The organism is Neptunicoccus cionae (assembly GCF_014643735.1).
Lineage (GTDB): Bacteria > Pseudomonadota > Alphaproteobacteria > Rhodobacterales > Rhodobacteraceae > Amylibacter > Amylibacter cionae.
The window spans coordinates 484,021-507,818 of sequence record NZ_BMKA01000002.1; the positions used below are offsets into that span (position 1 = coordinate 484,021).

Annotated in this window: 23 protein-coding genes; 12 read left to right on the plus strand and 11 right to left on the minus strand. The window is 57.9% G+C overall.

Annotation, left to right across the window (positions count from 1 at the left end; genetic code table 11):
- The first annotated feature begins 38 nt into the window (after nucleotides 1-38).
- On the plus strand, nucleotides 39-1,100 hold the full coding sequence (locus tag IEX10_RS07625) for a DUF2332 domain-containing protein (RefSeq protein WP_188672897.1): 1,062 nt from the start codon (nucleotides 39-41) through the stop codon (nucleotides 1,098-1,100).
- Nucleotides 1,101-1,103: 3 nt separating this feature from the next.
- On the opposite strand, the gene IEX10_RS07630 is transcribed toward IEX10_RS07625, so the two are convergent.
- Nucleotides 1,104-1,490, minus strand: a complete 387-nt coding sequence (locus IEX10_RS07630) for a hypothetical protein (RefSeq protein WP_188672899.1) — start codon at nucleotides 1,488-1,490, stop codon at nucleotides 1,104-1,106.
- A 229-nt stretch (nucleotides 1,491-1,719) separates the two neighbouring features.
- Between IEX10_RS07630 and IEX10_RS07635 the strand changes: the two genes are divergently transcribed.
- Nucleotides 1,720-3,753 (plus strand): M3 family metallopeptidase, encoded by a 2,034-nt coding sequence (locus IEX10_RS07635; protein WP_188672902.1) that lies wholly within the window; start codon nucleotides 1,720-1,722, stop codon nucleotides 3,751-3,753.
- Between the two features lie 41 nt (nucleotides 3,754-3,794).
- Nucleotides 3,795-4,766 (plus strand): NADPH:quinone reductase, encoded by a 972-nt coding sequence (locus IEX10_RS07640; protein ID WP_188672905.1) that lies wholly within the window; start codon nucleotides 3,795-3,797, stop codon nucleotides 4,764-4,766.
- Nucleotides 4,767-4,770: 4 nt separating this feature from the next.
- On the opposite strand, the gene IEX10_RS07645 is transcribed toward IEX10_RS07640, so the two are convergent.
- Nucleotides 4,771-5,289, minus strand: coding sequence for an SH3 domain-containing protein (locus tag IEX10_RS07645; protein WP_373287443.1), 519 nt, complete (start codon nucleotides 5,287-5,289; stop codon nucleotides 4,771-4,773).
- A gap of 112 nt (nucleotides 5,290-5,401) precedes the next feature.
- Between IEX10_RS07645 and IEX10_RS07650 the strand changes: the two genes are divergently transcribed.
- Nucleotides 5,402-6,388 (plus strand): 2-hydroxyacid dehydrogenase, encoded by a 987-nt coding sequence (locus IEX10_RS07650; protein ID WP_188672911.1) that lies wholly within the window; start codon nucleotides 5,402-5,404, stop codon nucleotides 6,386-6,388.
- Nucleotides 6,389-6,427: 39 nt separating this feature from the next.
- Complete coding sequence (locus IEX10_RS07655; RefSeq protein ID WP_188672914.1) at nucleotides 6,428-6,832, plus strand: (R)-mandelonitrile lyase; 405 nt, start codon at nucleotides 6,428-6,430, stop codon at nucleotides 6,830-6,832.
- Between the two features lie 19 nt (nucleotides 6,833-6,851).
- On the opposite strand, the gene IEX10_RS07660 is transcribed toward IEX10_RS07655, so the two are convergent.
- The 5 genes from IEX10_RS07660 to IEX10_RS07680 all read right to left on the minus strand — a co-directional run bounded on the left by IEX10_RS07660 (nucleotide 6,852) and on the right by IEX10_RS07680 (nucleotide 11,108).
- Nucleotides 6,852-7,397, minus strand: coding sequence for an MOSC domain-containing protein (locus tag IEX10_RS07660; protein WP_188672917.1), 546 nt, complete (start codon nucleotides 7,395-7,397; stop codon nucleotides 6,852-6,854).
- 1 nt (nucleotide 7,398) lies between these two features.
- Nucleotides 7,399-8,436 (minus strand): HesA/MoeB/ThiF family protein, encoded by a 1,038-nt coding sequence (locus IEX10_RS07665; RefSeq protein WP_188672920.1) that lies wholly within the window; start codon nucleotides 8,434-8,436, stop codon nucleotides 7,399-7,401.
- Nucleotides 8,436-8,897, minus strand: coding sequence for a dUTP diphosphatase (dut, locus tag IEX10_RS07670; RefSeq protein WP_188672922.1), 462 nt, complete (start codon nucleotides 8,895-8,897; stop codon nucleotides 8,436-8,438). Before dut ends, IEX10_RS07665 begins: the two co-directional genes overlap by 1 nt.
- On the minus strand, nucleotides 8,890-10,089 hold the full coding sequence (coaBC, locus tag IEX10_RS07675; protein ID WP_188672925.1) for a bifunctional phosphopantothenoylcysteine decarboxylase/phosphopantothenate--cysteine ligase CoaBC: 1,200 nt from the start codon (nucleotides 10,087-10,089) through the stop codon (nucleotides 8,890-8,892). The genes dut and coaBC overlap by 8 nt, the downstream gene beginning before the upstream one ends.
- A gap of 131 nt (nucleotides 10,090-10,220) precedes the next feature.
- Entirely contained in the window at nucleotides 10,221-11,108 is an 888-nt protein-coding gene (locus tag IEX10_RS07680; RefSeq protein ID WP_188672928.1) for an RNA polymerase factor sigma-32, read from the minus strand.
- Here IEX10_RS07680 and cobU point away from each other — a divergent pair.
- From cobU to IEX10_RS07700, 4 genes are all read left to right on the plus strand, one after another.
- The gene (gene cobU / locus IEX10_RS07685) at nucleotides 11,082-11,747 is read left to right on the plus strand and encodes a bifunctional adenosylcobinamide kinase/adenosylcobinamide-phosphate guanylyltransferase (protein WP_229678468.1); all 666 of its coding nucleotides are present in this window, start codon (nucleotides 11,082-11,084) and stop codon (nucleotides 11,745-11,747) included. The genes IEX10_RS07680 and cobU overlap by 27 nt on opposite strands.
- Entirely contained in the window at nucleotides 11,744-12,322 is a 579-nt protein-coding gene (locus IEX10_RS07690) for a histidine phosphatase family protein (protein WP_188672931.1), read from the plus strand. Before cobU ends, IEX10_RS07690 begins: the two co-directional genes overlap by 4 nt.
- A gap of 128 nt (nucleotides 12,323-12,450) precedes the next feature.
- Nucleotides 12,451-13,320, plus strand: a complete 870-nt coding sequence (locus IEX10_RS07695; protein ID WP_188672934.1) for a glutathione S-transferase — start codon at nucleotides 12,451-12,453, stop codon at nucleotides 13,318-13,320.
- A 50-nt stretch (nucleotides 13,321-13,370) separates the two neighbouring features.
- On the plus strand, nucleotides 13,371-14,882 hold the full coding sequence (locus tag IEX10_RS07700) for a YifB family Mg chelatase-like AAA ATPase (protein WP_188672937.1): 1,512 nt from the start codon (nucleotides 13,371-13,373) through the stop codon (nucleotides 14,880-14,882).
- On the opposite strand, the gene IEX10_RS07705 is transcribed toward IEX10_RS07700, so the two are convergent.
- From IEX10_RS07705 to rsmI, 4 genes are all read right to left on the minus strand, one after another.
- On the minus strand, nucleotides 14,851-15,765 hold the full coding sequence (locus IEX10_RS07705; RefSeq protein WP_188672940.1) for an alpha/beta hydrolase: 915 nt from the start codon (nucleotides 15,763-15,765) through the stop codon (nucleotides 14,851-14,853). The two genes, IEX10_RS07700 and IEX10_RS07705, sit on opposite strands and share 32 nt — an antisense overlap.
- Nucleotides 15,762-16,700, minus strand: coding sequence for a glutathione synthase (gene gshB / locus IEX10_RS07710; protein WP_188674618.1), 939 nt, complete (start codon nucleotides 16,698-16,700; stop codon nucleotides 15,762-15,764). Before gshB ends, IEX10_RS07705 begins: the two co-directional genes overlap by 4 nt.
- A gap of 157 nt (nucleotides 16,701-16,857) precedes the next feature.
- The gene (locus IEX10_RS07715; protein WP_188672943.1) at nucleotides 16,858-17,226 is read right to left on the minus strand and encodes a YraN family protein; all 369 of its coding nucleotides are present in this window, start codon (nucleotides 17,224-17,226) and stop codon (nucleotides 16,858-16,860) included.
- A gap of 52 nt (nucleotides 17,227-17,278) precedes the next feature.
- The gene (gene rsmI, locus IEX10_RS07720; RefSeq protein ID WP_188672946.1) at nucleotides 17,279-18,136 is read right to left on the minus strand and encodes a 16S rRNA (cytidine(1402)-2'-O)-methyltransferase; all 858 of its coding nucleotides are present in this window, start codon (nucleotides 18,134-18,136) and stop codon (nucleotides 17,279-17,281) included.
- A gap of 112 nt (nucleotides 18,137-18,248) precedes the next feature.
- Here rsmI and IEX10_RS07725 point away from each other — a divergent pair, with 112 nt between their 5' ends.
- The 3 genes from IEX10_RS07725 to murJ are packed head-to-tail and all read left to right on the plus strand — an operon-like array spanning nucleotide 18,249 to nucleotide 23,771.
- On the plus strand, nucleotides 18,249-19,421 hold the full coding sequence (locus tag IEX10_RS07725; RefSeq protein WP_229678469.1) for an ABC transporter substrate-binding protein: 1,173 nt from the start codon (nucleotides 18,249-18,251) through the stop codon (nucleotides 19,419-19,421).
- Complete coding sequence (locus IEX10_RS07730) at nucleotides 19,405-22,218, plus strand: [protein-PII] uridylyltransferase (protein ID WP_373287444.1); 2,814 nt, start codon at nucleotides 19,405-19,407, stop codon at nucleotides 22,216-22,218. The genes IEX10_RS07725 and IEX10_RS07730 overlap by 17 nt, the downstream gene beginning before the upstream one ends.
- Nucleotides 22,215-23,771 (plus strand): murein biosynthesis integral membrane protein MurJ, encoded by a 1,557-nt coding sequence (gene murJ, locus IEX10_RS07735; protein ID WP_188672952.1) that lies wholly within the window; start codon nucleotides 22,215-22,217, stop codon nucleotides 23,769-23,771. The genes IEX10_RS07730 and murJ overlap by 4 nt, the downstream gene beginning before the upstream one ends.
- The last annotated feature ends 27 nt before the right edge of the window (nucleotides 23,772-23,798 follow it).

A 23,798-nucleotide genomic window follows, 5' to 3' on the forward strand; every position in this document is an offset into this window, starting at 1 on the left:
TCGACAGGGGTTGTGGCGAAAACGACATGGAGGAAGGAATGCCTTTGGATCGCAGCGCTTTTGAACGTCAGGCCGCTTGGTGCCGTCAGTTAGGCTCGGAATTCACCTCGGCCCTGCTGCTGGCGCTCGTGGACACGCTGGATAACACCACCGCAACGGGGCGCAGGGTCATTGATTGGCCGGGGGCAGCAGGTCCAATGCGGGATGTGGTCCCCTTGCGGTTAAGTGGTGCATGCCATGCGATGGTTCTGTCAGGGCAAAGCCCGGAGCTGGCCGCAGTTTATCCCCCTAACGAGATGCCAAAAAGCCACGAACTGGCGCAGGCAGTGGCGGGCACCTTGCAACGCTGTGATGCCCAGATTCTGGACTTTCTGGAATTTGCGCCGCAAACCAACGAGGTGGCCCGTGCCAGCCTGTTGATGGCAGGGCTTTCGGTAATCGGGCAGCAAAGCGGGCTGCCCCTGGTGCTTTACGAAATCGGCTCCTCGGGCGGGTTGAACCTTAATCTTGACCGGTTTTCCCACCAATTGGGCCGCGTTCATTTGGGGGATGCAGGCTCTGAAGTGCGCCTTGCGCCGGACTGGGAAGGGGCAGCGCCAACGCAGATGCCAGAGATTACCGCGCGACAGGGCTGTGATGTGAACCCGATCCGCGTGACCGACCCAAAGCAGGCGCTCCGGTTGCTGGCCTATATCTGGCCGGATCAACCCGAACGCCTTGCCCGTACGCGTGCAGCAATTGCACTGGCGCGGGATTTCCCTCCGACATTACATGCCGCTGATGCGGGGGATTGGGTGAAGCAGATGTGCCAAAGCCCTGCACCGCGCGGCCAAACCCGCGTCTTCATGCACTCCATCACTTGGCAATATCTGCCCGAAGCGACCCAACAAAAAATCACCCGCGCAATGGAGAAGGCGGGTCCCAATGGGACACCTGACACCCCTCTTGCTTGGCTGTCGTTCGAGCTGAGCGATCAGGGAAAGGCCCAGCTAACCCTGCGGTTATGGCCCGAACATGCAGAATTGCAGGTGCTCGCCGATGCCAACCCCCATGTTCAACAAGTTCGCTGGCATGGGGTGAACGCTGATCCGGTCGAGTAACGATTACTCAGATGTGCTGCATCTTTTTGCGCCGCCACCCGAAGTGCAAGGTGCTGCGAACGTCCCGACCTTTTTAAAGCGGCTTTCGCCCGGTTCATAACTGCGCGATTTCACCATTTCCGCTCCACCGCTAAGCAATGCCCCCAGCAGTTTTCCGGGTCCGGCAGGCGTTTCTTGCACATCCAAAGCTGGATCTTTTGACATGGCACCCAGATCGGCACGCGCTGAAGCGCCGGTTTTACGTTCCACATCAAACGGGGGGTATTCGGAATGCGCCATGCTCTCCATCATTGGCACCTGCGAATACACCGATGCCCCCGCAAGCATGTAGCCGCCCACACCAATGGCACAGCAAAGCCCAGCCAATCCTATTGTAATTCGTTTCTTCATCTTCCCGCTTACCAAACCGATTCCACGCCCCCGAAACTAGGCGGGGAAAGGGGCCAAACTGTGTCAAAGCTGATGGGCTGTGAACAGTTTTTGCACCCGATGTGCCAGAAATAACCGCCAGCACCGCGCGCCTGCCCCTACGCCCCCGCACCCTTGTGATCCGCAAGCTCTGGAAACCTGTGATCAAGGCGCATAAGGTCGGCTTCAAATGTTTTCAGGAGCCTCTGACATGTCCACGCAAAACCCGTTTCTTTCCGATTGGTCCGGCCCTTTCGCCCTGCCCCCCTTTGCCCAGATCAGCGACGCCGATTTTGCGCCCGCCTTTGAAGAGGCGTTCAAACAGTCGCGCGCTGCGATCAACGAAATCGCTGATAATCCCGAACCCGCCAGTTATGCCAATACCATCGACGCGCTTGAACAGGCGGACGGGTTGATGGACAAGGTTGCTGGCGTTTTCTTTAATCTGACGGGGGCGGACAGCAACCCCGAGCGCGAGGCACTGCAAAGGGACCTTTCACCGCGTTTTGCGTCTTTCAGTTCGGAAACAGTGATGAACGAAGCTCTGTTTGCGCGGGTCGACGGGCTTTATCATAACCGAGAGGCCCTTAACCTTGGCGCGGAACAGTTGCGCGTGTTGGAACTGTACCACCGCATGTTCGTGCGTGCCGGTGCGCAGCTTGAAGGTGCTGCCAAAGCGCGCCTGCCCGAAGTGACCAAACGACTGGCGGAACTGGGCACGGCCTTTTCCCAAAACCTTCTCGCGGACGAGCGAGAATGGTTCATGGAACTGGGCGAGAATGATCTCGACGGTTTGCCGGACTTTTTGAAGGCCGCCGCAAAATCTGCGGCGCAGGAACGGGGGCTCGAGGGCTATGTCATCACCCTTTCCCGCTCTCTGATCGCGCCGTTTCTACAATTCTCGGCGCGGCGCAACTTGCGAGAGAAAGCCTATATCGCATGGGGCAAACGGGGTGAGAATGGCGGCAAGACCGACAACATCGACATCGTGCGCGAGACTTTGGCGTTGCGTCAGGAGCGGGCGAATTTGCTGGGCTATGACACATTTGCCGATTTCAAACTGGAACCGGAGATGGCTAAAACCCCTGAAGCCGTGCGCGAATTGTTGATGGCGGTCTGGGAGCCCGCGAAGGCTGCGGCAAATGCGGATGCAGCGCGGCTGACGGAACTAATGCACGACGACGGTGTGAACGGCGATCTGGAACCTTGGGACTGGCGTTACTACGCAGAAAAATTGCGCGCGGCTGAATATGATCTGGATGAGGCGGAACTGAAGCCGTATTTCCAGCTCGATCAGATGATAGAGGCGGCTTTTGACACGGCCAATCGGTTGTTCGGACTGACGTTCCACGCGCTTGATGTGCCGCTCTACCACAAAGATGCCCGCGCATGGGAAGTGCGCAAGGGCGATCGGCATATGGCGGTGTTTATCGGGGATTACTTTGCCCGATCTTCCAAACGCTCCGGCGCGTGGTGTTCGCGCTTTCGGGCCCAGTCCAATCTGGATGCGGACATCCGGCCCATTACCGTGAACGTCTGCAACTTTGCCAAGGCCCCCGAGGGCGAGCCGAATCTGCTGACCTTTGACGATGCCCGCACCCTGTTCCACGAATTCGGACACGCGCTGCACTCAATGCTGTCGGATGTTCACTATCCGATGATCTCAGGCACTTCTGTGGCGCGCGATTTCGTCGAACTGCCAAGCCAGCTTTACGAACACTGGCTGTCGGTGCCGGACGTTCTGGAAAAATACGCCCGCCACGCAGAAACCGGCGCGCCGATCCCAAAAGCGCTGTTGGACAAACTGTTGGCCGCCGAAAACTTCGACATGGGGTTCTCCACGGTGGAATACACCGCGTCGGCATTGGTGGATCTGGCGTTCCATTCCGACACGCCCCCTGTTGATCCGCTGGCGCGTCAGGCAGAAATCCTGAAGGGCTTGGGTATGCCTGCCGCGATTCGTATGCGCCATGCCACGCCGCATTTTGCGCATGTTTTCTCCGGTGACGGCTATTCCTCCGGTTATTACAGTTACATGTGGTCCGAGGTCATGGACGCAGACGCCTTTGCCGCGTTTGAAGAAACAGGCGACCCGTTCAACCCCGAGCTGGCGGCGAAACTGCACGATCACATCTATTCTGCCGGTGGCAAAGCCGAAGGCGCGGACCTTTACACAGCGTTCCGCGGCAGCCTGCCCAAAGTTGACGCGCTTCTGAAAGGGCGTGGCCTGCCCCCCGCACCATAGGCGTTGGTGCCAGACTACAGATCAAAGATTAAGGAAATCCTATGAAAGCTGCTTTTTATACTGAACAAGGCGCAGCCAGAGCCGTTCTGCAACTGGGCGATCAGCCAACCCCGACCCCCGCCGCCGGAGAGGTTCTGGTGCGTCTGGAAACCTCGGGGGCCAATCCTTCCGATGTGAAATCCCGCGCTGGTGCGCGCGCGATGGCCTATCCGCTGATCATCCCCCATTCCGATGGTGCGGGTGTGGTAGAGGCGGTTGGCAACGGTGTTGATTCCGCACGGATCGGCCAGCGGGTCTGGATTTGGAACGGCCAGTGGCAGCGCCCCCTTGGCACCTGCGCCGAGTACATCGCGCTGCCTTCTGAACAAGCGGTCGATCTGCCCGACAGCACACCGTTTGACGCAGCCGCCTGTCTTGGCATTCCTGCACTGACAGCCTACCGCGCGGTATACGCGGACGGCGCCGTGGAGGGCCAGAAAATCCTTGTGTCCGGTGGTGCCGGAACTGTGGCCCGCTACGCGATCCAGATGGCCAAAATCGGCGGGGCCGAGGTTATCACAACCGTTTCCAGCGAAGAAAAGGCGGACTATGTCCGCACTGCCGGAGCGGATCATGTGGTGAACTACCGTGATGCAGATGCGGCGGCGCAAATACTCGACCTGACGGGGGGCGTTCACCGTGCGGTGGAACTGGAGTTCGGGGTAAACGCGCCGCTGCTCACCGAGGTCATGCGCCAGAGCGGGACAATCGCCGCCTATGGTTCTGCCGGTGATCCTGCGCCGCAACTGCCCTTCATGCCGATGATGTTCAAAGACCTGACCTTGCGCATGATCCTCGTTTATATTCTGTCACCGGAGGCACGCCGCCAGTCAATTGATGGGCTGACCGCAATGCTGGAAGCGGATCAACTGACCCATTCCGTCGCGGCCAGCTACCCGCTGGATCAGGTGGTGACAGCCCATGAACGGGTTGAAGCGGCGGACAAAATGGGATCGGTGGTGGTAACGCTATAGCGGATCAGTCGCGGATTTCGTCGGGGAAAACGCCCCAGAGATCGGACTTCTTGGCCCAGCCCTTGGCCCCTTGGGCGCTGATTTCACAGAATTCAGCCTCACAGGTGCCAAGGCGGGCCAAGGCGCCACGCTCTGCCAGAGCACGGGTTGCAGCGGCGTCATTGGGCGTGAGGTATAAGCGTGCGTTGTCTTCCTGCACAATCACATAGCGAGACCCCGACAGCAGCGAATAGTGCATCCAGCCGCCCTGCCCTTCGGCATCCTGAACCCGCCGCCAGTGGCCGTACTCGGCAACGATTTGCAGGGGCAGGTTTTCGTGTTTGAACACCCAGTCCACACGGTGGGTCAGCGACGGACCACGCCGCACATTACCTTCATCCGACTTCATCGACACAAAGCGCGGCAGCGGCAGGTTTGTCACCGGACCACGCTTTCCCGCGGCAAAGGCCGTTCCGCCCCCGAATCCCGCCAGAATGAGACATCCCAGAACCAGTAAAGTGAAAGCTGCCCGCGCCATCGTCATCCGCCGTTGTCGTCTAATGAAATCTTTTGCCTCTGTGGGGGTCTTTGATCTTGCCCCATTGGGTAATTCCTTGGCAGAATGGGAAAAACAAATCCAGAGTTGGTTACATCAAATGCCCTCAAGTAAGTTAAGTGTTGTCGTTACGCGACGGTTGCCTGCCACTGTCGAAAAGCGTCTTTCCGAACTGTTCGACGTTAAGTTGAACGAAACCGATACCCCTCTCAGCCGTGAACAGCTGACCGCTGCGCTGCGGACCGCCGATGTGCTGGTGCCAACCCTAAGCGACACAATTGATGCGGGGATGCTGGCACAGGCCGGTGACAATCTGCGGCTGATTGCGAATTACGGTTCCGGTGTGGATCATATCGACGTGGCAACGGCCCGCCAGCGCGGCATCCTTGTGTCCAACACGCCGGGTGTCCTGGCCGATGACACGGCTGACATGACGATGGCGCTGATGCTGGCCGTGATGCGCCGGTTCCGCGAAGGTTCCAGCCACTTGCAGTCAGGGGACTGGCAGGGCTGGTCTCCTTCCGCCTTTCTGGGCGCACGTCTGGGGGGCAAACGGCTTGGCATTCTGGGCATGGGTCAGGTCGGATCGGCCGTGGCCCGCCGCGCCAATGCCTTTGGGATGCAGGTATTCTATCATAATCGCAAACGGGTCCACAAAGACGCAGAGTCCGCGCTGAACGCCACCTATTGCGAAAGCCTTGACCAGATGCTCGCGCGGGTGGATGTGGTTTCGATCAACTGCCCCCACACGCCCAGCACCTTCCACCTGCTGAACGCGCGGCGCATGAAACTGATGAAGCCGAGCGCGATTGTCATCAACACCTCCCGCGGGGAAGTGGTGGATGAAAACGCCCTCACCCGTATGCTCCGCGCCGGAGAGCTGGCCGGTGCCGGACTGGACGTGTTCGAGCACGGCAATGAAATTAATCCCCGTCTGCGTGATCTGAACAACGTCATGCTGCTGCCCCACATGGCTTCGGCCACGGAAGAAGCCCGCGTTGAGATGGGTGAGAAAGTTATCATCAATATCAAAACCTTCGCAGACGGACACCGGCCACCGGATCAGGTTGTGCCAAGCATGCTGTAGGGCGCGTTTCGCGAGACACCAATCCCGAAAGGACAGGGTATGGACATCACCCGCAATGCCAGCAGGCCGACCCGCAAGGCCAGTTCCGACTGGTTTACCGGCGATGTCTGGCAGGACCCGATCATCGAGGCGCCGGAACCCGCACGCCTGCGGGCGTTGAAGGTCTATTTTGCACCGGGGGCGCGTACAGCGTGGCACACCCATCCGCTTGGCCAGACGATTTACATCACTTCTGGCACTGGCCTCGTTGGGTTGCGGGGGCAGACGCCCCAATCCGTTCGCGCCGGAGACACCGTGTTCTTTGCCCCGAACGAAGAACACTGGCACGGCGCTGCACCCGACACCGCGATGGAACATATCGCCATGCAAGAAGCACAGGACGGACGGGTTGCAGACTGGCTGGAGCAGGTCAGCGACGCGGATTATACCCGCACGCCGGACTGACCAGCCAACCCGCCAGTGATCAGAGCTTGCGCAGAATATCGCCTTTGCGCACCACACCGTCCTGAACAATGCTGCACAAGGCACCACGCAAACGGTGTTTCACGTTCTCTGGCTTGTTAATCCAGTCAAAGCTTTCGCGGCCGTGGCGGACTTTCCATTTGGCGCAGGCGGTGTTGAACACATCGGACACCTCCAGAATGGCCGTGCCAGCTTGCAGACGGGTGCCTGCGGGTAGGTTTTCCTCCCCCAGATCCATATCTGCTATCATCGTATCACCAGGATAGACGACCTCATCGCGGTCGCGCCAGCACAGGTCCAGCACACGCTTTTGCAAGATGGACACCTGAATGCGCGGATCGGGGGAGCCGTCCTCCAGCTTCATCCAAGGGTGCTTCATCCAGCGTTCATTTTCGATCCCTGTCGCCACGCGCAGCTCCAGCGCATCGCGGTAATCCCGTTGACCAAAGTCGGGACGGTGGCACAGGACCTCAATCGCGGCTTCTTTAGGGGCCTCCAGCACATGGGGCAAGGCCGCATCGCATTCGGCAAGGGTTACATGGGCCATCTTAAATTCCTCCACAGACAGCGCAACCATCGCGCCGTTCAATTTGTATCTTCCGGCTTTCGCCATAAAGTGCATCGAAAATCAACATAGAGCCGCGCAAAACCTGCCCTGCTCCGGTGATTTCCTTGATCGCCTCGGCCGCCATCATCGACCCGATAATTCCAGGCAAGGCCCCGACCACACCCGCCTCGGCACAGCTTGGGGCCAGTCCATCGGCAGGTTCCTCGGGGAATAGACAGGCATAACAGGGATCGCCGTGGGCGGGATCAAAAACCGTCACTTGTCCTTCCCACTGCCCGATCGCACCGGAAACCAAGGGCACGCCAGCCGCCACGCAAGCCTTATTCACAAGCGCGCGGGTGGCAAAAGAGTCCGTCCCGTCCAGCACAAGATCATAGGCGCCGACCAGCTCCGCGCTGTTTTCTTCAGTGATCCGGCGGTTATAAGGCTGAACCTCCACAAACGGGTTCAACCCTTTTAGCCGTTTCTGCGCAGCAAAAACCTTGGGCGTGTCCAGTTCATCCTCCGAAAACAGTACCTGCCTTTGCAAGTTGGACAACGACACGATGTCATCGTCAATCACCCCGATGGTGCCCACGCCTGCTGCCGCCAGATATTGCAAGACCGGCGCGCCCAGCCCCCCTGCGCCCACCACGAGCACACGCGCTTTGCGTAATTTCTGCTGACCCGGACCGCCGATTTCACGCAGAACAATATGGCGGGCGTAGCGATCCAGCTCTGTCTCACTCAGCTTGTCGGTTTTCTGTACAGGTTCCACGCGATCCTCCGCCCGTTGTTTCAACGCCTTGATGCCAAAGCTGTAAGCCCCGACAACAGCAAGAACCGCCAGTAAAATCAACCAGTTCGCAAGCGATCCGCCGGTTGCCACCCGCAATGCGGATGTGGGCGGTAAGGTCAGCTGCACCAACACAACAAACGCCAGACTGATGGCAACTACGGCCCCCTGCGCCCAGCGCGAAGCCCCCAGCAAGCGCAGCGCAAAGGCGGCCCCTGCAATCAGGATCAGCGTCAGTCCCATCAGCCCTGCCCTGTGGAGCCGAAACCACCCGACCCGCGCTCTGTCTCGCCGAGTGTTCCGGTCAGGTCCCAGCCCACCTGCATCACTGGCGCAAAGACGATCTGTGCAATCCTGTCGCCGTGGTTAATGGTAAAAGCAGTGTCGCCGAGGTTGATCAGGATCACCCCCAGCGGTCCGCGATAATCGCTGTCGATTGTTCCAGGCGCATTGGCCACGGTCAGCCCGTGTTTCAAGGCAAGGCCCGAACGCGGGCGCACCTGCGCTTCAAACCCGCGCGGGATTTCCAGCGCCAGTCCTGTGGGCACCAAAGCGCGGGTCTGCGGCGCGATTTCCACCGAACCCCGGTCCGCCAGATTGGCCCGCAAATCCATGCCCGCCGCCCCGTCTGTTTCATAGGCAGGCAGAGGTATCGCCGTGTCCGCGCCCTCCAGATAGATAATTTTCACTGCAAGATCAGCCACCGATCACCTCTGATATTTTTGCCGCCAAACGATCCGCCACTGCCTGTTTTCCCATGCGGGGCCAGCTTTCGGAGCCGTCATTGTGGATCAACGTCACGGCATTCTCGGAGCCCCCCATGATACCGGTTTCCGGTGACACATCATTGGCCACGATCCAATCACACCCCTTGCGCTGCCGTTTTGCTGTTGCATGGTTAATCACATCGTCGGTTTCTGCCGCAAATCCCACGACAAGCGCGGGGCGGCCTTCCACCTTCTGACTGACCGTTGCAAGGATATCAGGGTTCTCTGCAAATTCTAACACCGGCAAAGCCCCGCTGCCGTCCTTTTTGATCTTGCTGTCCGAAGCGCTCGCCACACGCCAGTCCGCCACTGCTGCTGCAAATACGGCTGCGTCTGCGGGCAATCCCTGTTCCACAGCCGCCAACATCTGCGCAGCAGTTTCAACCCGCACCACGTCCACGCCCTCGGGCATTGGATGATCCGCTGGTCCCGACACGAATGTCACCCGCGCGCCAAGCCCTGCAAGCGCCTGCGCAATTGCCGTACCCTGCGCCCCGCTAGACCGGTTCGCGATATAGCGCACCGGATCAATCGGTTCATGGGTCGGCCCGCTTGTTACCAGAATATGCTTCCCTCGCAACGGCCCGTCCAGCAACGCATCTTCGACCGCGGCAACGATCTGTGGCACCTCTGCCATCCTGCCCGGCCCGTATTCCCCGCAGGCCATATTGCCGCTGTCCGGTCCGACCACTAGAACGCCGTCCTGTTTCAAAGTCTCAAGATTGCGCTGTGTGGCCGCGTGATCCCACATGCGCACATTCATCGCCGGTGCGATCAGGACACGTTTGTCCGTGGCCATCAAAAGCGTGCTCGCCAGATCGCCGGCGACGCCGTGGGCCATTTTTGCCATCAAATCTGCCGTAGCCGGCGCAACCACCACCAGATCGGCGGAACGGGACAGTTGGATGTGGCCCATCTCTGCCTCATCCGTCAGATCGAACAGTTCACGATAAACCTTCGCGCCTGCAAGCGCCGACACCGACAGAGGCGTGACAAATTCTTCCGCCGCCTTGGTCATCACAGGCACAACACGCGCGCCCCGTTCCTGCAAACGCCGGATCAGATCGAGGCTTTTATACGCCGCAATCCCGCCGCCAATCACCAGTAAAACCCTGCGCCCGTTCAACATCGTTCACTCCCGTTTGCTCTGGCACCAGACTTAGCCAGCTTCACGGGCAAAGCAAAGGGCGGTTCCGGCAAAAGCTGGAACCGCTCTCTTTTTGGTCTAAATATCCACCTTCCACGCGGAGGCTTTAGCGATCACATCAATTCGGCCATCAATTCGGCGGAATTACCTGTATTTTTCTCAAGCAACTTTTTCAGTTTGCCGAGCGCCGCTGATTCCACCTGACGAATACGCTCCTTGGACAGGCCCAGTTCATCGCCAATGGACCCCAACGTGCGTGGATCTTCCACCAGCAAACGCTGTGCCAGAATATAGCGTTCCCGCTCGTTCAGCCCTTCCATCGCTGTGGTTAACCAATTGCGCAGCTGGCCCAGGTCGTGATTACGCTCTACCATCTCGGCGGCCTGCGGACCTTCGTCCGCCAAAGTATCCTGCCATTCGCGACCCTCGTCCTCGGCAGATTGCTGAGCGTTCAAAGAGAAGTCCGAACCGGAAAGGCGCCCCCGCATCATTTCCACATCGCGCAGCGGCACACCAATTTCCTGCGCGATCATTTCTGACAGCTGGTGCCCGTCCAGTTCCTCACCGGCGGCACTGGCTTCCCGTTCCAATGTGGCCTGCACCCGTTTAAGGTTAAAGAAAAGCGCCTTTTGACTGCTAGTCGAACCCGTCCGCACCATGGACCAATTACGCATCACGTAATCCTGAATGGCCGCTTTGATCCACCACTGCGCGTAGGTCGAAAACCGCACGCCCCGGTCTGGATCGAACTTGTCAGCTGCCTTCATAAGACCCACACCCGCTTCCTGAATGAGGTCCTGAGTATTGGCACCATACCTGCGGAATTTGGATGCCATCGAAATCGCCAACCGCATGTAAGCGTTGATTAGGCGATGAAGGGCTTTTTCGTCCCGCTCGTCACGCCAGGCACGGGCGAGTGCGATTTCGGTATCAGCGTCCAGCAGTTCGGCTTTCATTGCCTGACGGCGGAAGTCGTGGTTGGTAACATCATCAAGAGGCATGATCGGGTCTCCTCGTCCATTCTGCGCTTGAGCTTGTTGAAGCTTGCTCTCATTATACTACGTCTGAACCCCCCAAAGCGTTCACAAGGGAGTGCGATTATTTTTACTTTTCCTAAATTTTCCTTGATTTTGGGCGGCGTTGCCTCAGGCAAATCAAGGCTCGCAGAGAGCTTGGTACGACAGGCCAACCGGCCCCGCACCTATATCGCTACAGCACAGGCATTCGATGGTGAAATGGCGGATAAAATCAAGCAACATCAATTAGATCGCGGCCCAGACTGGTCAACTATCGAAACCCCGATTGCGGTACCGGAAGCGTTAAAATCCATCCCTGAAAACCAGATCGTTTTAATAGACTGCATGACATTATGGTTGTCGAATTTAATTTTATCAGAAAATTGTCCGAAAGACCCGTCAGAACCCCTTTTAACGGCTGTACGCTCCAGTAATTTCCCGATTGTTACAGTCTCCAACGAGGTAGGGCACAGCGTTATTCCCGACACGCAGCTGGGTCGGCGCTTTCAAAAAGACCAAGGACGGTTGAATGCGAAACTGGCCGCGGAGGCTGATTTGGTCGTGATGGTTACAGCTGGTATTCCACAGGTGCTAAAGGGCCGGCTTCCGGCAAATATGGCATGAGCCGCTTCTGGTTTATCCGCCATGGTCCAACCCATCGCGACGGGCTTATTGGGTGGACCGACGCACCAGCCGACTTGTCCGATCTGCCAGCGCTTGACCGTCTAAATTCGCACCTCCCACAGGACGCGCTGGTCATCTCTTCTGACCTGATACGCTGCGTCGCCACCGCTGATGCGCTTTCGTCTGGACGCCAAAGGTTGCCAAGCGACCCCGACCTGCGGGAGCTTCACTTTGGCGATTGGGAGGACCGCACTTTCAAGCAAGTAGCGGAAACCCACGCTGAACTGTCCCGCGCCTATTGGTCGGACCCGGGCCCCCACGCCCCCCCAAACGGCGAAAGCTGGGACGCAGCCGCAACCCGCGTCAGCCGCGGGGTAGACCGGTTGCGCGACACTCATCCGGACACCGACATCATAGTGGTTGCCCATTTCGGGGCGATCCTGACGCAGGTACAACGCGCAGCCGGGATGAGCGCGAAAGCCGCGCTATCTTTCAAAATAGATAACCTTTCGGTCACACGGCTGGAGCACATGGGCACCGCGTGGCGTGTCCTTGGCGTGAATCACACCGTATGACAACGATATGAGCCGTCAACATACGCCCGCGATATGCGCCTGTGATACGTGCTGACAATCACGCATTGTGACGATGGCGATCACAAAACACGATTTGCATTCTTTTCAGTTTAGCCGATCCTGCGTTAATGAAATATGAACTCGCTATAGCCGATAAAACCTATTCCAGCTGGTCCCTGCGGGGCTGGCTTCTGTTCGAAACATTCGGAATACCCGTAAGCTGCCAATCCGCGCGCATGTATCAGCCCGAATTCCACCAGATGCTAGAGGACTTCAAACCTGCCCGACTGGTGCCTGCTATGAAATTTGACGACGTAGTCGTTTACGACACGCTTGCGATGGCGGAAACACTGGCAGAGCAGAACCCCGAGAAAAAGATGTGGCCTGTTGACCCAGCAGCCCGCGCTTCCGCGCGCTCGGTAACAGCGGAAATGCATGCCTCATTCACCGCATTGCGCGGCGCATGCACCATGAACCTGCGGCGTCACTACCCCGACTTTTCCGCGACCGAAGATGTGCTGACAGACGTGGCACGAATGGTGGAGCTGTGGGAGCACTGCCGCGAAAACTTTGGCCACAGCGGGCCTTGGCTGTTCGGAGAATATTCGATCGCCGATGTGTTCTTTGCGCCTGCTGCCAGCCGCTTCGCGACTTACAACCTGCCCCGAAGCGACACTGCCAATGCCTACATTGCCGCCCATCTTGGCGACCCTGCATTTCGGCGCTGGCGGGCGATGGGAATTGCCCAAGACTATATCCAGCCGGGGTATGATCTAGATTTTCCGGAGGGGCCCTGGCCCGGCCCGGCACCTCTGCCAGCGCGTCCGGTAACCTCGGGACCATCCGAAAATAGCAATTGCCCTTATTCCGGCAAGCCAGTTGAGGATTATCTGGAATTGGACGGGCGCATTTTTGGTTTTTGCAATCCGTTCTGTCGCGACAAGACCGCTGCTGACCCGCAGGCTTGGGATGGTTTTATGAAAATTTACCAAAAATAAACTTTCGACCCTGTAGTTTTAACCATTCTTAATGGAACGACAGGGACCAGATGATTGCGCGCGCCTACACAGTAGCCTTCCACGGCGTCGAAGCCCGCTTGGTAGAGGTGCAATGCTCTCTCTCCGCCGGTCTGCCTGCATTTCAGATTGTCGGCTTGCCCGACAAAGCGGTTTCGGAGGCCCGTGAAAGGGTGCGTGCGGCGCTGAACGGTCTGGCGCTGGCATTGCCGGCGAAGCGCATCACGATTAACCTTTCTCCGGCGGATCTTCCGAAGGTCGGTTCGCACTTTGACCTTCCAATTGCCCTTGCTGTCATGGCGGCAATGGATGTGATCCCGCGTGAAGAGACCGCACAGCAAGTCGCGCTGGGCGAACTTTCCCTTGATGGCAAGCTCATTCCGGTCATCGGGGCGCTACCCTCTGCGCTGGCGGCGGCGCAAGCGGGGTGCAATCTTGTGTGTCCGGCGGAATGCGGACCGGAGGCAGCTTGGGTTGGCGCGGTTCAGGTTATTGCACCCGAAACATTGCTCGAATGTATGAACCATTTCCGCGGCCGCGCAATTCTGCCTCCAGCCCAGCCCGGGGAAGTTGTCACCCCGCCCCAGACCAAAGACCTGAGAGACGTCAAAGGGCAGGAACGGGCGAAACGGGCGCTGGAAATCGCCGCGGCAGGCCGACACCACCTGTTTCTGGTGGGCGCGCCCGGTTCGGGAAAGTCCATGATGGCCGCGCGAATGCCAGGCCTGTTACCCCCGCTAGAACCGGAAGAAGCGCTGGAGACCTCCATGATCCATTCGCTTGCCGGATTACTGTCGTCGGGGGGCATCTCCAAAGCCCGCCCGTTTCGCGACCCACATCACACGGCCTCTATGGCGGCGATTGTAGGTGGCGGGCGTGGGGCGAAACCCGGGGAGATTTCGCTGGCGCACAATGGGGTTCTGTTTCTCGACGAACTGCCCGAGTTTTCACGGCAAGTTCTTGAAACCCTGCGCCAACCGTTAGAAACGGGCACGGTGATGGTTGCACGCGCCAACAATCACGTGACCTATCCGTGCCGGTTCATGCTTGTTTCCGCAGCCAACCCCTGCCGCTGCGGGTATCTGGCGGATGCATCGCGGGCCTGCGCGAGGGTGCCCCTGTGCGGAGAAGATTATCTGGGAAAGATTTCCGGACCGTTAATGGATCGCTTTGATTTGCGGGTAGATGTACCGCCGGTCACGATGAGCGATCTTTCTTTGCCCCAAAGCTCTGAAACGTCCATGACCATCGCAGAGCGGGTGGCAGATGCGCGGACGCGCCAGAAGCAGCGCTTTATTCGCCATCCGGACTTGCGCCAGAATGCGGATGCCGAAGGAAAGGTTTTGGAGGAAATTGCCACACTTGACCATGAAGGACAGGCCATTCTGGAAAAGGCCGCGGAGCGTTTCAATCTTTCAGCGCGAGGGTATCACCGGGTTTTGCGCGTTGCCCGAACCATTGCAGATCTGGATCGATCGGAAAGTGTACGTCTGCCCCACGTCGCGGAGGCGATTAGTTACCGCTTGATGTCAGCCGTGCCTTAAGAAAAGCGCTTACATCATCGAGGGCTGCGCGGGCCTCTGGAAAGTGACCGCGCATGATGTGGAACACGTGGAATGCATTTGGCCAGCTGCGCACCAAAACATCATGACCTTTTGAGACAAGTTTGCGCTGCATTTCCAACGTGTCATCCCGCAGAATTTCGCCATTGCAGTGGTGAAACAGTATCGGTGGGCACCGATCAAACTTCGCATGGATCGGAGACGCACAGTCCTGCCCGCAGTCCTGATGACCCAGATACATTTTACCAAGCTCGTCAAAGCGGTCAGCGCTGAGAAGCACTTCGCTTTGCGCATTTTCCTTCAAGCTGTCGTACCCGCCCTCAAGGTTAACCACAGGGCTGAGAACAAAAGCACAGAGCGGCATTTCTTCGTTTTTGCATGAAAGATAGGCCAAAAGTGACAGGGCGAGGTTTCCGCCTGCGCTGTCACCGCCAAGCAGTATTTGGTCTGCCCTCAGCCCCCGCGCCAGCAAGCCCTTGTAGACTTCCAACACGTCATCAAATCCGGCTGGAAACGGATTCTCCGGCGCAAGACGATAACGGGGTATGACGGCTTCCATCCCGACGGAGCCTGCGATATCTGCGACCATATGTTTATGGGTGTCCGGACTCCCCACAATAAAGCCGCCCCCGTGGAGGTAGAGCAACACCTCCGGTCGGGATACAGGTCCAGCAGACGCCCAGAGAACCGGAACCTTGCCGATCACACCGTTCCGGTAATCCGCACGGGCGGGGTGGACGTGCATACGGCGGGCGTGTTTTTCGAACGCCTGCCGCGCCTGTGCCGGATCATTAACACGTTGCACCCAAGGCTTTATCACCAATCTCGTAAAGATACTGTAAAGACGCAGGCGCAGAGATGTCATTTTCCGGTTTTCTCCTCAATCGCTTCCCAGATCATTTCCGCAACATTGATACCATCGAAGCGTTCAAGTTCCTGAATGCCGGTGGGCGAAGTCAGGTTAATTTCGGTCAGATTACCACCGATTACGTCGATGCCTACGAATATTTGTCCTTTTTCCCGCAACAACGGGCCAATGGCTGCGCAGATTTCCTTGTCACGCTCACTCAGGCCGACCTTCTCGGGGCGCCCGCCCACGTGCATATTGGAGCGCGTCTCCCCCTTGGCAGGTACGCGATTGATGGCGCCGACAGGTTCCCCGTCAACGAGAATAACACGTTTGTCGCCTGCTGCCACATCAGGGAGGAACTTCTGTGCGATAAGAGGCTCACGGTTGATCGTGGTAAACAATTCGTGGAGCGAGTTCAGATTGCGATCACCGGGTTCCAGCCTGAACACACCAGCGCCGCCATTGCCGTAGAGCGGTTTGAGAATGATATCCCCGTGCCGCTTCTTGAAGGCTTTCAACGTCTCCAAATCGCGCGCAATTGTAGTAGGCGGCGTGAGATCGGGAAATTGCAGAACCAGCAGCTTTTCGGGATAATTCCGCACCCAGCGGGGGTCATTCACCACTAAAGTGTCGGGATGCAGCATATCCAGAATGTGGGTGGTGGTGATGTACCCCATATCGAATGGTGGATCCTGACGCAGCCAAACCACGTCCCAGTCAGCAAGGTCGACCGTCTCTTCGGGTTGCAGTGTCACGTGATTGCCAACCTCGCGTCGCAGTTCCATCCGGTGCCCCCGCGCCGTCACGCGGCCTTCGTCGAAGGCCAGTTTATCGGGCGTATAAAAGAACAACTCATGCCCGCGGGCTTGTGCTTCTTCAGCGATGCGGAAACTGCTGTCTGCATTAATATCGACGTCCCCGATAGGGTCCATTTGGAAGGCGACCTTCAAACTCATAATGATGTTCTTTCCAGAGAGCAGCACTGCTGCACAAATTGCGTTCATAAATACATGACGCAGTGCGGCACAGGTTTCAATAACCCGCACCCATCTATTGGAAAGAAGAAACAAGCGTCCTAAAGGACATCACGCGCCTCTGGCTTAAAATTTAGGCAGCCAGCAAAGCGCCAGGCAATATTTTAATCCGTCCTGCGCTGTCCACTAAAGCAGCGTCAAACCGGCAATCCACGTCAAGATGCCCCGTTTTTTCTGCAAGGTATTGCAGGGCGCAATTGTGAATGCGCTTCTGCTGGCGCGGGGTGATTTGTTGAACAGCTGTTTCGAAGGTTTTACTGGCTTTCACTTCGATGAAATACAGTTTTCCCTTGTGGCGCGCGACCAAATCGATTTCGCCTTCTTTGGATTTCCAGCGGCGGTCCACAATTTCAAAACCGTTACGTTCATAGGCCTGCGCCACCTGACCTTCAGCCGCCTGACCTTTCAGAAAGGATATTTTACCGGTGGTTGCGCGATCCATTTTATCCCCGTTGCTCGTTTAACATCTGTTCTACGGGGAAAATATTAAGAGACTATGAATCCTCTTTGAGTTCCAAGGCTCTTTGATAGATTTCCTTGCGCGCCATCCCAAAAGCTTCGGCCACTTCGCTAGCAGCATCCTTGACCCGCAGACGCGATAGCGCCGCTCTTAACGCTTCATCGACATCTTCCTGCACCACTTCTTTTTCCAAGGGCGGCCCCAATACGATCACGACCTCCCCTTTGACAGAATCGCGACCCGAAATTTCCTCTGCCAACTCTGCCAGAGTACCACGGCAGGTTTCCTCAAACTTCTTGGTTAATTCGCGACAAAAGGCCGCCGGACGCTCAGCGCCGAAAATTTCACACATGTCGCGCAGACTTGCGGCGGCTCTTTTGGGCGATTCGTAAAAGACTAGCGTCGCGCCGATCTGTGAAAACTCTGCAAAGAACTTTTTGCGCGCCGAAGTCTTATTCGGGGCGAAACCGGCAAAGAAGAACCGGTCGGTCGGCTGTCCAGCCACACACAGCGCGGCCAGCAACGCAGACGCGCCAGGGGCGGCAAAGACCGGCAGATCCTTGGAAATCACCGCACGGGCCAGATCGAACCCCGGATCGGCCACCATCGGTGTACCTGCATCCGAAACATAGGCCACAGACGCGCCCTCTTGCAGCGCTCTGAGCAATTGAGGCCGCATCTGCGCGCCGTTATGATCATGATAGGCCAGCAGCCGCCGGTCCCCGAGCATCACCCCGTGGATATCCAAGAGCCGGCGGGTATTGCGTGTGTCTTCCGCCGCAAGCATGTCTGCATTGCCCAGAATATCGAGCGCGCGCAGCGTAATATCGCGCGCGGCGCCGATCGGTGTCGCCACTAGATGAAGTCCTGCCGCAATTTTCCCAGCATGCATCTGCCTAATTCCACTTCTTTGTTGAACAGGCGTTGCTTTCCCACCGCCCAGCACTTAGTTTTTCCCGTATATTACGCTGCTTAGACCAGTTATGTCACGAAGGGGGACTGTTGTGTTTCATAAGATCAGGAAATTCGGCCTTAAGACTGCCGGCCTTGTCACAGCCGCTGCTGTGCTTTGGGGGTGTACCGAGGTCGGAGGCGGTTCGCAAGGACCCCGCGTAAACACCAGCAAACCTGTCGTCGTCGGGGTTCTTGTGCCTTCGGGTTCAGGGAACCAGCAACAAGAAGCGCTGGCGGGCAGCCTTGTCGCCGCCGCTAAACTGGCGGTTGCTGAAATGGGCGACGTGCAGATCGATCTGCGGGTCTATCCGACAGCTGGCAATGCAAATCAGGCGGCAGCCGCGGCCCAGCGTGCGGCCAGTGAAGGCGCAAAAATTCTTGTCGGTCCGCTGTTCGCACAGGCGGCAAACGCAGCTGGTACAGCCGTGGCCTCTCAAGGCATCAACGTGCTGAGCTTTTCGAACAACCCAGACATTGCCGGCGGCAACGTCTTCATTCTTGGCGACACATTCGCCAACACCGCTGATCGCGTTGTTGGCTATGCCGCGCGCAAAGGCCAGCGCAGCGTTGCTGCACTGGTGCGTGCCGATGCCGCCGGTGACGTAGCCGCTGCTGCTGTCCAGTCCGCTGCAAGAAACAACGGCGCTGAATTTGTCGGTGTTGCGAAATACGAACTTACCAGCGACAGCGCGATTGCTGCCGTTTCCGCGACCAAATCCCTTATCGAACGGACGGGTGCAACGGCGCTTGTGCTGGATGCCGATGCTGCTGGCGCCTTGCCGGTTTTCGCGCAGATGCTTCCTGAGAAAGGTGTTACCTCTGCCAGCACGCAATTCATCGGCCTGACCCGCTGGGATCAAACCGCACCGGCTGTGCGCAGCAGCGCGGGGTTGCAAGGCTCCCTCTTTGCGTTGAACGACACCAGCGCCACCAGTTCGTTCAACCAGCGCTATGCAGCGGCCAATGGCACCAACCCGCACCTTCTTGCCGGCAAAGCTTATGATGCCATGCGTGCTGTCGGCACATTGCTGCAATCGGGGTCTTCTGATGCGCTAACCCGCAAGAAACTGACCCGCAATGCGGGCTTCCAAGGGGCCAACGGCATATTCCGCCTGCGTCCGGAGGGAACCAACCAGCGCGCGCTGGCGGTTGCTACATTCCAAGAAGGTAACGTAGTCGTCCTGGATCCAGCCCCAAGGAGCTTTGGTGGAGCAGGTTTCTGATATCAATACCAGTCAAACCAATACAGGTGGTCCCGGTGCGCTGATCTGCGAACCGGGACTGCTTTTTGACGGTCCCGCCATCCGCGCAGAAATCGAAGAGGCGCTGTCCTCCTGCGCTGATAACTACGCGAAACGCTCTGCGATCAGCACCGTTCTTGACAGGGTTAACATCCAAGCCCGAGACCACATCAAAGCCGCTTATCTAAAGACCCCCTTCAAAACCAGCCGCACGATCCGGTCATACACCTACATCACTGACCAACTGATCAACACCGCTGTTGAAATGGTGCAAACCTACCTGCACCCGCTGCCCAACCCCACCCGATCTGAACGGATTTCCATTGTTGCCGTCGGGGGCTATGGCCGCGGGGAGATGGCCCCGTTTTCTGACGTAGATCTGCTGTTCCTGACCCCCTACAAGCTGACCCCGTGGGGAGAGAGTGTGGTGGAAAGTACACTTTACATCCTCTGGGATCTAAAGATGAAGATCGGCCATGCGACCCGCACCGTGGAGGAATGTATCCGCCTTGCGGGCACTGATCTGACGATCCGCACAGCCCTGCTGGAATCTCGTTTTCTTTACGGCGATGCAGAGCTGGCGGAAACACTGGACACCCAGCTTTGGAAGCAGTTGTTCAAGTCCACCGGACCAGAGTTCGTCGCCCTTAAACTGGAAGAACGGGAAGCCCGCCACAAAAAGCAGGGCGCCACGCGCTTTCTGCTGGAGCCGAATGTCAAAGAGGGCAAAGGCGGGTTGCGGGACCTTCAGACCCTTTACTGGATCACCAAATACCTTAGCGGGGCGAAACTGCCCTCCGAGATGATTTATGCAGGCTATTTCACCACCACCGAATACGCCAGTTTCGATCAGGCCGAAAATTTCTTGTGGACCGTGCGCTGCCATTTGCATCTTGTTGTGGGGCGTGCTGCTGAACTGATGACTTTTGACAGTCAGGTCGCCATTGCCACGGCACTCGGCTATGAGGACACAGAAGGTCTGCGCGGTGTGGAAGCCTTCATGCAGGAATATTTCACCCACGCCACCCACGTGGGCGATCTTACCCGCATCTTCCTGACGGCACTAGAAGCCCAACACGTAAAGCAGCAACCCTCATTCGGGGCGCGCCTGCTTAGGGCGATGCCTTGGCGCAGCGATTCCGTCGAAGCGCCAGAGGGCTATAAAATCGTCCACGGCAGGCTGTCGATTGAAGATGAAGACGCCTATCTGGCCGATCCGATCAACTTCTTGCGGATATTCGAACACGGTCTCGATACAGACATTCTGATCCACCCGGACGCTATGCGGTTGATCGTTGCCAACCTTGAACTGATTACCAACAAATTGCGCACCAACCCCGAAGCGCAAAAGCTGTTCCTGTCGCTGTTGCTGGATTATGGCAATCCGGAGCGGGCGTTGCGGCGGATGAACGAACTTGGTGTGCTCGGCGCGTTCATCCCCGAATTCCAGCGCATTGTCTGCCTGATGCAGTTTAATATGTACCACCACTACACGGTGGACGAGCATACGATCCAATGTATTTCCAACCTTGCACGGATCGAAAAAGGGGAGCTGAAAGAAAGCCTTCCGGTTGCGTCCGGCATTCTGGAAGGCGGCGTGGATCGCAAGGTGTTATATGTGGCGCTGTTGCTGCATGACATAGGCAAAGGCCTGCCTGAGGATCACTCTATCGCGGGGGCCCGTCTGGCGCGCACGATTTGTCCCCAGCTTGGCCTGTCGGAAGGGGAAACTGATACGGTTGTCTGGCTGGTTCGCCATCATCTGCTGCTGTCGGATGTAGCCCAAAAGCGGGATTTGTCTGATCCGAAAACTGTGCGCGATTTTGCCAAAGAAGTGAAAACCACAGCTCGGCTAAATCTGCTGACAGTTCTCACAGTCTGCGACATCCGCGGCGTTGGTCCTGGCACATGGAACAACTGGAAAGCCCAGTTGATCCGCGATCTGCACCGCTATACCAAACTCGCGCTTCATGAAGGCTTTGACAAGGTCCTTGAATTGCAATCCTCAAGCGAGGCGCAGGACGCCCTACGCGCGGCTCTCCCCAAGATGAGCCGTAAGGCGCTGGATGCCGAGGTAGAGCGCCACTACCCCGCCTATTGGCAGGGGCTGGACACAGAAACCCACAAGATTTTCGCCAAACTGATGCAAAAGGCAACCACCACCGAGATTTTGAGCGACATCAAAGCGGATAAAGACCACGACGCCACCCGTGCTTGCTTTGTTTTGCAAGATCATCCGGGCATTTTCTCGCGGCTTGCAGGGGCGTTGGCGCTGGTCGGCGCGAATGTAGTGGACGCGCGAACCTATACCTCCTCTGACGGCTATGCCACGGCGGTCTTCTGGATTCAGGACGCCAAGGGCAAACCCTATGAGAAATCCCGCCTGACACGCCTGCGCTCTATGATTAACAAAACCCTGAAGGGTGAAGTAATCGCCAAGGACGCGCTGAAACCGCACGACAAAATCAAAAAGCGGGAACGGGATTTCGTGGTCCCGACAGTGATCTCTTTCGACAACAAAGGTTCGGACCTTTATACCATCATCGAAGTGGACACCCGTGACAGACCCGGACTGCTTTATGATCTGACCCGCACCTTGTCTGAAAACAATATCTACATTGCCAGCGCCGTGATCGCCACTTATGGGGAACAGGCGGTTGATGTATTTTATGTGAAAGACATGTTCGGATTGAAATTACACAGTGCAGCGAAGCGCACAAAAATCGAAGACGCCCTTTGTGAAGCCATCAAGAAAAGCGCGGTGGGGGCGCTCGCGTGACACTTGCGACCAAGCCGCGGAGCATCCGCTTGCTGGCCGGTTTCTTCACCGTCAGCAGCTGGACCCTTGCCAGCCGCGTCATGGGGTTTATCCGTGACATCCTGATCGCCGCCTTCTTTGGCGCCGGCCCCGTGGCCGAGGCGTTCCAAGTGGCTTTTGCCCTGCCCAACATGTTCCGCCGCTTCTTCGCGGAAGGCGCGTTCAACATGGCCTTCGTGCCGATGTTCTCCAAAAAGCTGGAAAGTGGCGAAGACGCGCGCCAGTTTGCCCAGAACGCAATGGCAGGCCTTGCCAGTGTTCTGATCGGCCTCACCCTGATCGCGCAACTGTTCATGCCGTGGTTTGTACTGGCTATGGCCAGCGGCTTTGCGGGCGACGAGCGCTTTGATCTGGCAACCGATTTCGCGCGAATCTGCTTTCCGTATATCCTGTTTATCTCACTCGCAGCACTGCTGTCGGGCGTCCTGAATTCGATGGGCCGCTTTGCAGCCGCTGCGGCCGCGCCGGTGGTACTGAACATCATTCTGATCAGTGCAATGGCTGCCACATGGGCGCTTGGCGGAAATGTGGCCCTTGCACTGGCATGGGGTGTGCCTGTGGCCGGTGTGGCGCAACTGGCGTTGGTGTGGATCGCCGCTTCCCGTGCTGGCATCCGCCTTCTGCCACAACTGCCACGCTTCACCCCTGAAATCCGCAGGCTCGCCATGATCGCAGCGCCCGCCGCGCTCGCCGGTGGGGTTGTGCAGGTCAATCTGCTGGTAGGCCGTCAGGTCGCCAGCTACTTTGACGGCGCGATCCAGTGGCTGGCTGTGGCCGACCGTTTGTACCAGCTTCCGCTTGGGGTGGTCGGCATCGCCATCGGTGTGGTTCTGCTGCCCGATCTGTCCCGCAAGCTGCAATCAAACGACGAAGACGGTGGCCGCCACGCCTTCAACCGCGCCACCGAATTCGCGCTCGCTCTGACACTGCCCGCGGCTGTCGGCTTGCTGGTGGTGCCCGAAGCCGTTGTATCCGTCTTGTTTGAACGGGGCGCCTTCACCGCCGAAGACGCGGCCAAAACGGCTGCGGCCCTGTCGATCTATGCAATCGGTCTGCCCGCATTCGTGTTGCAAAAGGTATTCCAGCCGCTCTATTTCGCGCGGGAAAACACCAAGACCCCGTTCTATTTCGCGCTGGTTTCTATGGTGCTGAACGCGGTGCTTGCCATCGGCCTGTCCACCCAGTTCGGCTATCTCGCGGCTGCAATCGGCACAACGCTCTCGTCTGTAGCGCTGGCAGTGCTGCTTTACTTTGGCACCCGCCGCATGGGACTTGCCGCAGCGTTTGACGACCGTCTGCTAAGCGCCCTGCCCCGTATGCTGGTGGCTTGCGTGATTATGGGCCTGTTCACCTACGGGCTGGAATGGCTGCTGTCGGACTGGCTGGTCACAGATGGTCTGCGCTACCCCGCGCTCGCCCTGCTGGTTGTGGGTGGTACCGGCGTCTACTTTGCGGCCTGCCTGATGCTTGGCGCTTTCACCAAACAAGGGCTGCGCAACGTGGTGCGCCGGTAAACTAAAAACCGGCGCAGGCTCTTTTTG

Excerpts from the sequence above, each read along its gene's own strand:
- IEX10_RS07700 (WP_188672937.1), top strand. The coding sequence starts at position 13,371 with ATGATTGCGCGCGCCTACACAGTAGCCTTCCACGGCGTCGAAGCCCGC.
- IEX10_RS07650 (WP_188672911.1), top strand. The coding sequence starts at position 5,402 with ATGCCCTCAAGTAAGTTAAGTGTTGTCGTTACGCGACGGTTGCCTGCC.
- IEX10_RS07625 (WP_188672897.1), top strand. The coding sequence starts at position 39 with ATGCCTTTGGATCGCAGCGCTTTTGAACGTCAGGCCGCTTGGTGCCGT.
- IEX10_RS07695 (WP_188672934.1), top strand. The coding sequence starts at position 12,451 with ATGAAATATGAACTCGCTATAGCCGATAAAACCTATTCCAGCTGGTCC.
- rsmI (WP_188672946.1), bottom strand. The coding sequence starts at position 18,136 with ATGCATGCTGGGAAAATTGCGGCAGGACTTCATCTAGTGGCGACACCG.
- IEX10_RS07665 (WP_188672920.1), bottom strand. The coding sequence starts at position 8,436 with ATGGGACTGACGCTGATCCTGATTGCAGGGGCCGCCTTTGCGCTGCGC.
- IEX10_RS07645 (WP_373287443.1), bottom strand. The coding sequence starts at position 5,289 with ATGACGATGGCGCGGGCAGCTTTCACTTTACTGGTTCTGGGATGTCTC.
- coaBC (WP_188672925.1), bottom strand. The coding sequence starts at position 10,089 with ATGTTGAACGGGCGCAGGGTTTTACTGGTGATTGGCGGCGGGATTGCG.
- IEX10_RS07655 (WP_188672914.1), top strand. The coding sequence starts at position 6,428 with ATGGACATCACCCGCAATGCCAGCAGGCCGACCCGCAAGGCCAGTTCC.
- IEX10_RS07660 (WP_188672917.1), bottom strand. The coding sequence starts at position 7,397 with ATGGCCCATGTAACCCTTGCCGAATGCGATGCGGCCTTGCCCCATGTG.
- IEX10_RS07715 (WP_188672943.1), bottom strand. The coding sequence starts at position 17,226 with ATGGATCGCGCAACCACCGGTAAAATATCCTTTCTGAAAGGTCAGGCG.
- IEX10_RS07635 (WP_188672902.1), top strand. The coding sequence starts at position 1,720 with ATGTCCACGCAAAACCCGTTTCTTTCCGATTGGTCCGGCCCTTTCGCC.
- IEX10_RS07690 (WP_188672931.1), top strand. The coding sequence starts at position 11,744 with ATGAGCCGCTTCTGGTTTATCCGCCATGGTCCAACCCATCGCGACGGG.
- IEX10_RS07680 (WP_188672928.1), bottom strand. The coding sequence starts at position 11,108 with ATGCCTCTTGATGATGTTACCAACCACGACTTCCGCCGTCAGGCAATG.
- IEX10_RS07705 (WP_188672940.1), bottom strand. The coding sequence starts at position 15,765 with ATGACATCTCTGCGCCTGCGTCTTTACAGTATCTTTACGAGATTGGTG.
- IEX10_RS07640 (WP_188672905.1), top strand. The coding sequence starts at position 3,795 with ATGAAAGCTGCTTTTTATACTGAACAAGGCGCAGCCAGAGCCGTTCTG.
- IEX10_RS07630 (WP_188672899.1), bottom strand. The coding sequence starts at position 1,490 with ATGAAGAAACGAATTACAATAGGATTGGCTGGGCTTTGCTGTGCCATT.